The following is a 12,232-nucleotide window of genomic DNA, read 5'->3' on the forward strand; positions in this document are numbered from 1 at the left end:
AAGTCCGCGCTCGTCCAGATAGCCAAGTTAACCATAGTATGGCAACCGGTGAAGTGGAAGTTTTGGCCTCAGCATTACAGATTATTAACCGTTCTGATGTATTACCACTCGACTTTAACCAGAAAAACTCAGAAGAACAGCGTTTAAAATATCGTTACCTTGATTTACGTCGTCCAGAAATGAGTGACCGTATTAAGTTACGCGCTAAGGCCTCAAGTTTTGTTCGTCGCTTCCTTGATAATCAAGGTTTTTTAGATATTGAAACCCCAGTACTGACCAAAGCAACACCAGAAGGTGCTCGTGATTATCTTGTGCCTAGCCGAGTTCATAAAGGGAGTTTTTACGCGCTGCCTCAGTCTCCTCAGTTGTTTAAACAACTATTAATGATGTCTGGTTTTGATCGCTACTACCAAATCGTAAAATGTTTCCGTGATGAAGATTTACGTGCCGATCGTCAACCAGAATTTACCCAGATCGATATTGAAACTTCATTTATGACAGCGGATCAGGTGCGTGAGGTGACCGAGCAAATGATTCGTGAGATGTGGCATGAGTTACTCGATGTTGATTTGGGGCCGTTCCCTGTCATGTCATACAGTGAAGCCATGCGCCGCTTTGGTAGCGATAAGCCCGATTTACGTAACCCGATGGAGCTTATCGACGTCGCAGATTTACTCAAGGCGGTTGACTTCAAAGTGTTCTCAGCACCTGCCAATGATGAGAAAGGTCGAGTTGCCGCACTTCGCGTGCCGGGTGGCGCAGCGTTATCTCGTAAACAGCTTGATGAATATACGACATTTGTTGCTATTTATGGTGCGAAAGGCTTGGCATGGTTAAAAGTTAATGATGTGAATGCCGGTATCGATGGCATCCAGTCACCTGTGGCTAAGTTTCTCAATGAAGCCATCGTAAATGCTATTATTGAGCGTACTCAAGCCCAAGATGGCGATATTATTTTGTTTGGTGCAGATAAAGCCAATGTTGTAGCGGAAGCGATGGGAGCTTTGCGTCTTAAAGTTGGCAAAGATCTTAACATTACCAATGGAATGGCTTGGGCTCCTCTTTGGGTGATCGATTTCCCCATGTTTGAAGCGGATGAAGAAGGCAATATTGCCGCCATGCACCATCCATTTACTTCACCATTGAATATGACCGCCGAACAACTAAAAGCAAACCCAAGCGAAGCACTATCAAATGCTTATGATATGGTACTCAATGGGTATGAAGTCGGCGGTGGCTCGGTTCGTATTCATGATGCAACCATGCAAGCGGCGGTGTTTGATATTTTAGGAATTGATGAGCACGAACAACGCTTGAAATTTGGTTTCTTACTTGACGCGCTTAAATTTGGCACACCACCACATGCTGGATTAGCCTTTGGCTTAGACCGCCTTGTGATGTTGTTGTGTGGTACAGAAAACATTCGTGATGTGATTGCGTTCCCGAAAACGACGGCAGCCGCGTGTCTATTGACCGATGCGCCTAGCATGGCTAATCCTGCCGCTTTGGACGAGTTAGCTATTGCGGTTAATCTGGCTCAAGCAAAAGCAGAATAACCAAGATTCTTTTACTTTCAAGACTCTTTTACTTTAGGGTGGCAATGCCACCCTTTTTTATCGCCATATTGTCAGTCAGATAAATCCACAGCTTATAAATATTTGCTACAATAGTGCGCTTTTTATGTTTTTAAAGGAAAACTTTCCGTTGGCTCAGATGTATTTTTATTACTCAGCAATGAATGCGGGTAAATCGACCACTTTATTGCAATCTTCCTTCAATTATCAAGAACGGGGAATGACTCCGGTTATCTTTACCGCCGCGATAGACGATCGTTTCGGGGTCGGTAAAGTGTGTTCTCGTATCGGTCTGGAAGCGGATGCTCACCTTTTTCAACAAGAAACTGATTTACTCGAAGCCATCACGGTTCTCAACCGTGAGCAAAAACGCCATTGTGTTTTAGTCGATGAATGCCAGTTTCTGACTCGTCAACAAGTCTACCAGTTAACAGAAGTGGTCGATAGACTAGGTATTCCGGTCTTATGTTATGGGTTACGGACTGATTTTTTAGGTGAACTGTTTGAAGGTAGTAAATATTTGCTGTCGTGGGCAGATAAATTGATCGAGTTGAAGACCATTTGCCACTGCGGACGAAAAGCCAACATGGTAATTCGTACCGATAAAAATGGTCAAGCAATCTCTGAAGGTGATCAAGTCGATATTGGTGGTAATGATCGATATGTTTCAGTGTGTCGTCAGCACTATAAAGAAGCATTAGGACGATAAAGTTTGAGATTAAATCAGGATGGGAAACCCATCCTGATCGAGTCAAATCGTAAGTGGTTTGAGGGCTTGGTGAGCAAGCAACACATCATCTGGAATCATTTGTTCTATTTGAAAACCTTGCGCAGGATAATGCTGAATACGTTCAAAATCTTCGACTAAAGCTTGAATGATAAAATCTAAGGTTAAGTCTTCAGTGAGGTAATCAAATAGTGTGTCCGAAGAAGAAGTCACTTGGAGTAATTTTAGTTGTTCAGGCCACTGTTTCATAAACGTCGCATAAGCTCTGCGTTCCATATACGGCTTATGAGCAACCAAAATACGCTCTGTTTTTATTCCCTTTTCTTTTAGTAATTGATAACTCAACAAGACATTTTCACCACTATGGGTGGCCTGAGGCTCAATTAAAATAGCGTCACTTGGTAAACCGCATTCTTTTGCGATCTGTGCAAAGGTTTCTGCTTCACTTTGATCAAATAACCCTTGGGTAAATCGTCCAACATTACCAGAAAAAAGCACCCATGGTGCTAACCCTTGTTGATAGAGATGGCAGGCCACTTCGGCGACCCGAGTGTCATTACTCCCAGGCACAATAATAACATCGGCAGGCTGAAGCACATGACCCATTTGCATAAATTGCCACAGTGTTTCTAAATGTTGATAAAGATGGTTACTCATGGTGATCTAATGCCTTTAGCGTATCAGAATAATGAAAAGAAAAACCGGCATCGAGCAGCTTGTTGCAAAGGATACGTTTATCGGCAAGATGCACGATAGGGGGCAGTGGGGTCTCAGCGTTGACTGACTCAAGTGCCGCTTGATAAAACACAGCTTTACTCACGGTATTAGGCGTCGTGACGTTGACCACTTGGTGGCTTAGGTGTTGGAGAGAAAAATCAATGGCACGAATGGCATCGATTAAATGCAGCATGTTCGCGGGCGCTAAATCACTGACTTGAGAAAGTCGTGTGGCAAATCGGGCTGGATGTCGATTGGGGCCGATAAGCCCACTACATCGTAGTAAGGTATAATCAATCCCACTGTCAATCACAGATTGCTCAGCGGCTAATAAAATGTTGGCTTTTTCTGAAAAAAGATCATTATGCTTAGCAAGTGACAATGAAGCATCTGATTCCAACATCTCTTTTGCTTGGTTTGGATAGACGCTGGTTGAGCTGATCATAATGATTTTTTTTACTTGTGCGCGTTTAGCTTGGGCGACCAACGTTTGCCAGCTTGCCATGTACTGTGTCTCTTGCCGCACGCGAAAGCCAGGAGGAAAGCAACCGATCAACGTGTCACAGCGATTATGGATTAATGTCTCCGCTAATGCCTCAGCTTGGGGTAATTGGCAAACAAAACCAGTAATGCCTTTTTCTTCTAATTCTATCAGCCTTTGTTGGCTGGTACGGCTAGCACAAACCCAATGACCGGCTTGCTGTAAATGCAGTGCAAGAGGTAGGCCCAACCAGCCTGCTCCTATGATGGCGATCCGTTGCATGTGATGACTTCTGTGAGTAAACGTACTGTCTATACTAAGGGGTGCTGATTAGAAATACCAGAACCCTAAGTCATGGTCGGTGACTTAGGGAGCCGTCATTAAGGGTGGGAGAGAACTTGTAAAATGCGATCCGCTTGCTCAGCCATGACAATGCCTTCATGAGTAAGGTACCCACCGTCTGGTAAAGTACATAGCCCTTTATCATACAGGCGTTGAACGGCATTTTTGATTGTTTCTGCCGCATCAGTGTGGACTTTGATTCCGGTTGCTGCACTGCTGACATCAAACTGAAGTAGCAGGTTTAATTCATCAAGGTGATGGGGTGAAAACTTCATCGCAAACCCTCTATGGTTAATTTCTTTTTACCATAAAGGGCGACGCTGGAAGACGCAATTATTATGCGGTAGAACTGTTATCTTGAACCATTATGTGTTTTTTTTGCGCATTTATCTGGTCAGGGAAAGTGCTATCTTTGTGCTAAGAATCACGTTTAAAACATTTTTAGTAAACCTGAACAATAACCCTTGAATAATCGTAGAAATAGAGCGATTATCCGCCATTCTTTTGTGTGTATCAAAATGTAACATTATTTATGGATCTGAACCAATTTGACTCTCTTCTTCCACCACAAATGGCTGAACGTGCGGCGGTAACAGGGGAAAGTAAAGCAACCAAGCCTATCTACAAATCATTTTTATTAGCCATTTCTGCGGGTATACATATCGGCATTGCTTTTATTTTTTATACGGTGGTCACGACCGGAGCCCAAGATATTCCTTATGGTATTACTAAATTAATCGGTGGCTTAGCTTTTAGTTTAGGCCTTATTCTAGTTGTGATTACTGGTGGTGAATTATTTACCAGTTCAGTATTAACTTTGGTAGCCAAAGCCAGTGGAAAAATCTCGTGGCCTCAATTAGTAAAAAACTGGATCGTGGTTTACTTTGGTAATTTATGCGGTTCTGTTTTGCTTGTGGCTATTATGCTTTCGACTCGGCAATTTATGGAGGATGGCGGTCAGTTGGGGTTGAATGCGATGGCTATTGCTGAACATAAGCTGCACCATGGATTCTTCCAAGCTTTTTCGCTCGGGTTAATGTGTAATATCTTGGTCTGTCTGGCCGTATGGATGACATTCAGTGCGCGTTCATTAACGGATAAAGTTATGGTATTGATCTTACCGGTGGCGATGTTTGTTTCGTCAGGCTTTGAACACTGTATTGCGAATATGTACCAAGTTCCGATGGCTATTGGCATTAAGTATGTCGCGCCTGAAAGCTTTTGGCAGGTGACAGGGGCAGATATAACTCAATATGCAGATCTAACCATGGTTAACTTTATCATGAATAATCTGATTCCTGTAACATTAGGTAATATTGTCGGCGGTGGTGTGTTCGTTGGTATATGGTATTGGTTGATATACCTTAAAGATTAATCAATTTGGGATAAAATCGTCATAAGTGGGCGATTTTATCGCTTTGTTATCCACATTTTCTGTGGATAAGTTGCTTTAAAGCCCGTGAGTAACCTTAACTCTCTGATTTGCTAAATTAATATTTCATTTATTTTGTTTCATTAGGCGTTTATTGCTGGTGATGATTTGAGCAGTGTTACAGCCTTTTATCGTATTACAAGCAATAAAAACCTTATTTTTCTTTTTAAAATACCTTCTATTGATAATAAAAAGATACAAATGCTTATTTTGTTAACTTTTCGTCTATTCTCTGCTTTTCACTTATCAGTAATGTTGTTTTAACATCAATAAATAACTGCCATGGCTAAATAATCACCATATATCAGTGTGCTTATCTTTTGCTTGTGTTAAAGAGATGAAAGTGGGTAACAAATAGTGGAGAAATTGCATTTTTCTTGATGTAGCACCAAGTATGTATCATGAAATTTTGTACATTGAGTTTCCGGATAGATAACCCATTTTTAAGACAAATTCAGTAGGAAAAGCAATGATTTTAGTGGTAGGTCATAAAAATCCAGACAGTGATAGTATTTGTAGTGCGTTAGTTGCAGCAGAACTACTCAATGCTCGTGGTGTAAAAGCCAAAGCCATCCGTCAGGGTGAAATAAGCCGAGAAACTCAGCATATTTTAAATCAAGCAGGAGTGGCTGCTCCTGAACTTCGCACCTCGGTGGCGGGTGAGAAAGTCTGGTTGGTGGATTATAGCGATATGGCACAAGCGCCGGATGATCTGAGCCAAGCTGAAATTCTGGGCATTGTCGATCACCATCGTTTAGGTGATGTGATGACAATTAATCCGCTTGAAGCCTGGATTTGGCCTGTGGGGTGTACTTGCACCATCTTATTTAACTTATGCAAGATGGAAGGGCTTCCTATCACTCGGCCATTAGCAATTTTAATGATGTCTGCTATTTTGTCTGATACGGTCGGTTTTGCTTCTCCAACCTGTACTGAAAAAGATAAACAAGCGGTGACTGAATTGGCCAGCTTAGCTCAAGTAGAGGATTTAGGTGCATTTACACAACAGTTATTAATTGCAAAAACGGATATTGAAGGCTTAAGTGCTGCTCAGTTAGTAGAAAAAGATCTGAAAGCTTATCCTCTTGATGGACGCAATGTGATTGTGGGACAAGTCGAGTTAGCGACCTTAGAGCAGGTCGGCGATCTGATTGACGACTTAGAAATGGATTTACAACGTCGTTGTGAGGAAGATAATTTAGCGTTAGCCGCTTTGATGTTAACGGATATTACCACCGCTCAAACGCGTTTGCTCTTTAAAGGTGAATGGTCAATCAAATTAGAGAAACATGCGCAAGATGGTGTACTAATGATGCATAATACCCTCAGTCGTAAGAAACAAGGTTGGCCTTGGTTACAAACGGAACTAGCGTAATCATTCAATTAAGGTATTATCTCAGCACGAAAAACAGTGGGAGTAAACCATGGTAGATTCACTGAACGCAGAGCAAATTTCAGCGCTTAATCAGTATGATTCAGATCAGCGGATGAAATACTCGCTCAAGCAGATCATTGAGCATCAACAGGTGTGGATTTTAACGGATCAACACGGATGTGTAATGCTAAATACAGAAGATGACGACTGTGTTCCGGTCTGGCCTCACCAAGAGTTGGCTCAGGCTTGGGCGACGGGTGAGTGGGCTGATTGCCAGGCCCAAGCCATTCCTCTTCATCAATGGCGTAGCCGTTGGACTCCTGGGTTAAGTGACGATCAATTGTCGGTTGTTGTTTTTCCAAATGATAAAGAAGAGGGCGTGGTTTTATTTCCTGATGAGTTCGACTTCGAGCTGAATAAACAACAAAAAGCGCGCTAGAAGCGCATTTGTGTTCTTGTATAACAAAAGGCCCACATTAGTATGTGGGCCTTTTGTTATGTTGCACGGATATTATTTGAAACTCGGTGCTTTTTGAAAATGGCTTTCGATCATCCGCTGGGTGATTGGATGCTGAGGTTCAGAGAGCACTTGCAAGGTATCTCCGAATTCAACCACTTCACCTTCATGCATGACCATCACTTTATCAGTGATATGTTTGACGATACCAATATGTTGGGAAACATAAATAAACGAGACGCCCATCTCTTCTTGTAGTTCAAGAAAAAGATTGATGATCTGTGAACGCATGGCCATGTCTAAACCATTTAAAGCTTCATCAGCAATAATGATCGAAGGTTGCAAAATGAGCGCACGAGCTAAACAGACCCGTTGCTTTTGCCCCGTTGCTAGCATTTGTGGATAGAAATAAGCATGCTCAGGCAGTAACCCCACCCGAAGTAAGGTGTCTTTGACTCGCTTTAGTCGTGCTTCAGGCGTCATATTGGTATTACGCTTGAGTGGACCTTCTAAAATTCGACCAATTTGCAGTCGAGGGTTGAGTGATGTGTTAGGATCTTGAAAAATCATCCGGATTAACTTACAACGTGTTGAGTAATCTTGGTGTTCAAGTCGCTCGCCATTCACTAAAATTTCGCCACAGGTTGGCTCGACCATACCTGCTAGCATCCGAGCTAAAGTTGACTTTCCTGAGCCATTTTGGCCAATAAAACCGATAGTTTGCCCAGCTTCTAAACAAAAACTAACGGGTTTTACCGCCTGTTGAATTTTTTTACGGAATAAGCCAGAGCGAGTGATAAAGTCTTTAGATAGCTGGTTGACTTCTAATAATGATGCACTCATGGCTAGGGCTCCATGTTGAGTGGGAAATGACAGGCAAATTTATGATTTTTAATCCAACGAGTCGCAGGCACTTCAACGCATTGGCGTTGTGCGTAAGGGCAGCGAGGGCCGAGCCGACAACCGATAGGCAAGTGCTGAAGTGGAGGAATAGATCCCGGTAAAGATTGTAATTTTTGTTTATGAGGAATCCAGTCGCTAAAATCAGGCATGGCTTTAAGTAGTGCAACCGTATAAGGGTGCTTTGGTTCGGTCATGATTTTTTGTGTATCAGCAGATTCAACAGATTGGCCGCAATACATAACGGTGATTCGGTTTGCCCACTGGGTAATGGTCGTTAAGTCATGTCCAATCAGTAAAATAGAGGTGTTATTGACCTGATTCATTCTGCTGAGTAAGCGCAAAATTTGCGATTGAGTGATCGGGTCTAAGTCATTGGTTGGCTCATCTGCAATTAATAACTTAGGTTTTGCTGCAATCGCCATGGCGATCATTACTTTTTGGCATTCGCCATCCGTCATTTCGTAAGGATAGCTGCTCATAATACGTCGATGATCTTTAATACCGACTTTATGCAATAAAGCAATTGCTTGTTTTTTTCGCCAAGTAAAGCGTTGCCACCAACGCCCCTCAAAGGTTCGGGAAGGAATCGATTCGATTAATTGTTCACCGATTTTTTCAGAAGGATCGAGACAGGTAGATGGCTCTTGAAAAATCATCGCAATGTCACGAGCGATCACTCGCCGACGCTCACGAGGGGTGAGTTGTAATAAGTCTACATTTCCCAGTCTTAATCGATCAGCGCTGATGCGCCAGTTTTCTTTACTCACCCCAACAATTGCTTTCGCAACTAAACTTTTTCCTGAGCCAGACTCACCAACCAAACCACGAATTTCACCTTCATTCATGGTTAAACTCATCCGATCAACGGCTTTAACAATACCTTGTGGGGTATCAATTTCAATCGTGAGATGACGGATATCAAGTAATGGCATTATTCAACTCCCGCATTGAGCGCTTGGCGAACCCCTTCACCAACGAGGTTGATCATAACAACAGTAAACATAATGGCGATACCCGGTAATGTGACCGTCCAGGGGGCAAGGTAAATTAGTTCAACGGCATCACCTAACATGGCTCCCCACTCAGTACTTGGTGATTGCGCCCCCAGACCTAAAAAGCCTAATGCTGAAATATCTAAAATTGCAATCGATAATGCCATGGTTACTTCTGCGGTTATCACGGGTAAAATATTAGGTAAGATGGAATACCAAAGTAAATAGACATCGCTAGCTCCATCTAAGCGAGCGGCTAGAATGTAGTCTTTTTCTACTTCACTATGCACAGTAATATAGACGGAACGAATAAACCGAGGGATCAATGCTAAACAGATAGCGAGCATAATATTGAACTCTCCGACCCCTAAAAATGCCACGAAAATAATCGCTAGAAGTAGCGAGGGGATCGACATGACGGTATCAAGTAAATGATTCAAGGTGCTAGATAGTAGCCCTTTAGTCATGCCCGCCAATGTTCCGATCACACAACCAATCAGCGTGGCAATTAGTGTGATCAATAACGCAGCACCAAAGGTAATTCGTGAGCCATCTATTAAGCGAGATAAAATATCGCGTCCAAAATCATCAGTACCCAAAAAAAATTGCACGGTTCCTGAAGGATCCCACGACGGTGGCATTAATAATTCCCCAGAAGCGATATGAGGATCATGAGGTATGATCCAATGTGAAGATAATGTAAGAATGAAGATAATTCCTAGACACCATAAACCAAACATCGCCAGCTTATTCGCTTTGTAACTACGCCAAAAACGTTCAAATTGGCTTGGAATATGCTCTTCTTGGTAAACATTATTGGTTAGCATACCATTCCTTCCTTACTAAAGGATTCACCAGAGTGCCGATTAAATCAGAGAGAATACTGGCCGTTAACACCAGAGTGCCTACCACAATGACCCCGGCTTGAATGGAAACATAATCTTTATTGGCCAGCGCATCGAGTAACCAGCGGCCAATTCCTGGCCAATTAAAGATCGATTCGGTAATAATGGCCAGTGTCAACATACTTGAGAGCTGCACACCAAACTTAGGAATAATAGGCGGGATTGCGTTTCGTAACACATGTTGAGTGACAATCCGATAATAGGAGAGTCCCTTGATGCGAGCGGCACGAATATAATTTTCACTCATCACATTAGCAACGGAGGCGCGCATTAATCCAGTGATCTGAGTCGTCGGTGCCAAAGCTAGCACCAAGCAAGGCAGCACCATATGCTCAATGACGCTTGCTAGAGCATGGCTACGATAAGGCCCTTGGGCAAGAAAAGCATCAATCAAGGCAAATCCGGTTACGGGCTTAATTTGATAGAGTAGGTCATAGCGTCCCGCCACGGGAAAAATTTCATACTGAAGCGAGAAAATCATGATCATCATTAAAGCGACCCAGAAAATCGGAGCTGAATAACCTGACATCGAGGTAAATGAAATAATCGTATCCAGCCATTTGCCTTGTTTCATACCAGCTAATGTGCCTAGTGGAATGCCAATCAATAAGGATAATATGAAGGCGACGAAACAAAGCTCTAGTGTGGCAGGAAAAACAAAAAGTAGTTCTTCAAAAATAGCCACCCCGCCTTTACTGATCCCGAAGTTTAAGTTGACGAGTTGCTTAAGATAAACCCACCAACCGAACCAAAACTCTTGATGAGCCATAGGCGATGTGGGTTCAAGGCGTAGGAGTGAATAACCGACCATGGTTAAAATCAGCAAGGTAATAACAAAGAGGTTTAATCGGCGCAGTGTGTAACTAAACATTATTCACTTATTCTCTCAATGGTATGAAAAGGCTGAGTACTAAATGGGCTCAGATAAAATCCGGTAAGTGATTTGTGGTAAGCTTTAAACTGTTTACCATGTGTTAATGGGATCACGGGAAAGGCTTGATTTAAGATATTCTGTGCCTGAGTATAGAGGTTTAATCGATAGCGTGGTCGGTTAGTTTCTAACGCTAAATCCAATAGGAAATCAAACTCACGATCACACCATTGAGCAACATTTACGCCTGCCTGATTGGCATTACATGAGAGTAATGAGCGTAGAAAATGATCTGGGTTACTGGTTGCGCCTGCCCAGCCAGTTAAAGATAAATCAACCTCGTCACGTGCTGAGAACTCATTTCGTTCTGAACGCTCTTCCCAGATTAGATGTAAATCTATCCCAACATCTGCCAAGTTGGCTTGAATTAATTCTGCGGTCTTTCTTGGACTAGGATTATACGCTCTAGGTTCAATCGGGACAGACATTGTCAGTTTAAGTCCAGAGCTAAATCCAGCCTCTTTGAGTAGGGCGAGGGCATAGTGTCGGTCATAACGGACTTGAACGCTATCTTGTTGATAAGCCCAAGAGGAAGGCGGAAGAATGCTATAAGCAACACTGCCGGTGTCGTAATAAACTGAATCTAAAATTTTATTTCGATTAATAGCAAAATTCAGTGCTTGACGGACGCGCACATCTTGCAAAATAGGACGTTGGGTATTTACCGCAATAAAGGCGACATTCATGGCTGACGTCGTATCAAGAACGAGATCTGATTGCGCTTTGATGGTCGGAATCTGACTGGCTATCGGAGAAACCAATACATCACATTCATGGCGCAATAATTTGGCTAATGTGCCAGTACCTCGTTGCGAAATATCAAACACCACTTGGCTCATCTGTGCTGGGCCATTCCAATAGTTAGAGTGACGCCGTAATCGAATAAAGTCACTTGGCTGATACTGCTCCAAATAAAAAGGCCCAGTACCAACGGGATGGCTATCTAACATTGCGCGTTGATGGTTTAATTCCAACTGTTGAGCATATTCGGCAGAAAGGATAACCGCATAAGTTGTTGCAATATTAGTAAGAAAAGTATTGTCTGGGTGATTGAGAGTAAATTTTACCGTTTGCGGATCAATCGCTTTGATGTCTTGGACCAGTCCCGCAAAGTCTAAGCTGCTAAACCAAGGATAAGTCGCGTGGTTTATGGCATGAAAAGGATGAGAGGTATCAATGATTCGGCGGAAGCTGAAAACAACATCTTCGGCGTTCAGTGGACGACTTGGAGTAAACCAAGCGGTTGATTGAAACTGAACGTCTTGACGCAAGGTAAAAAAGTACTCTAGCCCTTGATTTTTAACGACCCACTGGGTTGCTAAACTGGGCTGTGGAAGGTGTGTTTCTGGATTTAAGGTTAATAGCGTATCATATATTTGCGGGCTTAGCGTTTCAG

13 protein-coding genes are annotated in these 12,232 nt (G+C 42.7%); 5 read left to right on the top strand and 8 right to left on the bottom strand.

Going from position 1 to position 12,232, the window contains the following annotated elements:
- Together aspS and B7C60_RS14970 are read left to right on the top strand one after the other, a co-directional pair.
- A partial coding sequence (gene aspS / locus B7C60_RS14965; RefSeq protein ID WP_245869540.1) for an aspartate--tRNA ligase occupies positions 1-1,556 on the top strand: 1,556 nt, incomplete at its 5' end.
- 148 nt (positions 1,557-1,704) lie between these two features.
- A complete protein-coding gene (locus B7C60_RS14970; protein WP_099612655.1) occupies positions 1,705-2,283 on the top strand; it encodes a thymidine kinase in 579 nt (192 codons plus the stop codon).
- A gap of 42 nt (positions 2,284-2,325) precedes the next feature.
- On the opposite strand, the gene B7C60_RS14975 is transcribed toward B7C60_RS14970, so the two are convergent.
- The 3 genes from B7C60_RS14975 to B7C60_RS14985 all read right to left on the bottom strand — a co-directional run bounded on the left by B7C60_RS14975 (position 2,326) and on the right by B7C60_RS14985 (position 4,116).
- Complete coding sequence (locus B7C60_RS14975; protein ID WP_099612340.1) at positions 2,326-2,958, bottom strand: YdcF family protein; 633 nt, start codon at positions 2,956-2,958, stop codon at positions 2,326-2,328.
- Positions 2,951-3,781 (bottom strand): NAD(P)H-binding protein, encoded by an 831-nt coding sequence (locus B7C60_RS14980; protein ID WP_099612341.1) that lies wholly within the window; start codon positions 3,779-3,781, stop codon positions 2,951-2,953. Before B7C60_RS14980 ends, B7C60_RS14975 begins: the two co-directional genes overlap by 8 nt.
- Before the next feature lie 98 nt (positions 3,782-3,879).
- Positions 3,880-4,116, bottom strand: coding sequence for a TIGR02647 family protein (locus B7C60_RS14985; RefSeq protein ID WP_099612342.1), 237 nt, complete (start codon positions 4,114-4,116; stop codon positions 3,880-3,882).
- Positions 4,117-4,373: 257 nt separating this feature from the next.
- Here B7C60_RS14985 and focA point away from each other — a divergent pair, with 257 nt between their 5' ends.
- From focA to B7C60_RS15000, 3 genes are all read left to right on the top strand, one after another.
- Complete coding sequence (focA, locus tag B7C60_RS14990) at positions 4,374-5,216, top strand: formate transporter FocA (protein ID WP_099612343.1); 843 nt, start codon at positions 4,374-4,376, stop codon at positions 5,214-5,216.
- Positions 5,217-5,742: 526 nt separating this feature from the next.
- A complete protein-coding gene (locus tag B7C60_RS14995) occupies positions 5,743-6,648 on the top strand; it encodes a manganese-dependent inorganic pyrophosphatase (protein ID WP_099612344.1) in 906 nt (301 codons plus the stop codon).
- 49 nt (positions 6,649-6,697) lie between these two features.
- Positions 6,698-7,087, top strand: coding sequence for a DUF2750 domain-containing protein (locus B7C60_RS15000; protein WP_099612345.1), 390 nt, complete (start codon positions 6,698-6,700; stop codon positions 7,085-7,087).
- A gap of 72 nt (positions 7,088-7,159) precedes the next feature.
- On the opposite strand, the gene B7C60_RS15005 is transcribed toward B7C60_RS15000, so the two are convergent.
- The 5 genes from B7C60_RS15005 to B7C60_RS15025 form a co-directional block, all read right to left on the bottom strand.
- A complete protein-coding gene (locus B7C60_RS15005; protein WP_099612346.1) occupies positions 7,160-7,948 on the bottom strand; it encodes a peptide ABC transporter ATP-binding protein in 789 nt (262 codons plus the stop codon).
- A gap of 2 nt (positions 7,949-7,950) precedes the next feature.
- Positions 7,951-8,940 (bottom strand): peptide ABC transporter ATP-binding protein, encoded by a 990-nt coding sequence (locus B7C60_RS15010; protein ID WP_099612347.1) that lies wholly within the window; start codon positions 8,938-8,940, stop codon positions 7,951-7,953.
- A complete protein-coding gene (sapC, locus tag B7C60_RS15015; protein ID WP_099612348.1) occupies positions 8,940-9,827 on the bottom strand; it encodes a putrescine export ABC transporter permease SapC in 888 nt (295 codons plus the stop codon). Before sapC ends, B7C60_RS15010 begins: the two co-directional genes overlap by 1 nt.
- Positions 9,814-10,776, bottom strand: a complete 963-nt coding sequence (locus tag B7C60_RS15020; protein WP_099612349.1) for an ABC transporter permease — start codon at positions 10,774-10,776, stop codon at positions 9,814-9,816. The genes sapC and B7C60_RS15020 overlap by 14 nt, the downstream gene beginning before the upstream one ends.
- Positions 10,776-12,232: ABC transporter substrate-binding protein (locus B7C60_RS15025; RefSeq protein ID WP_245869542.1), on the bottom strand; the 1,457-nt coding region annotated here is incomplete at its 5' end. The genes B7C60_RS15025 and B7C60_RS15020, both read right to left, overlap by 1 nt.

It is taken from the genome of Vibrio fujianensis, assembly GCF_002749895.1.
GTDB lineage: Bacteria > Pseudomonadota > Gammaproteobacteria > Enterobacterales > Vibrionaceae > Vibrio > Vibrio fujianensis.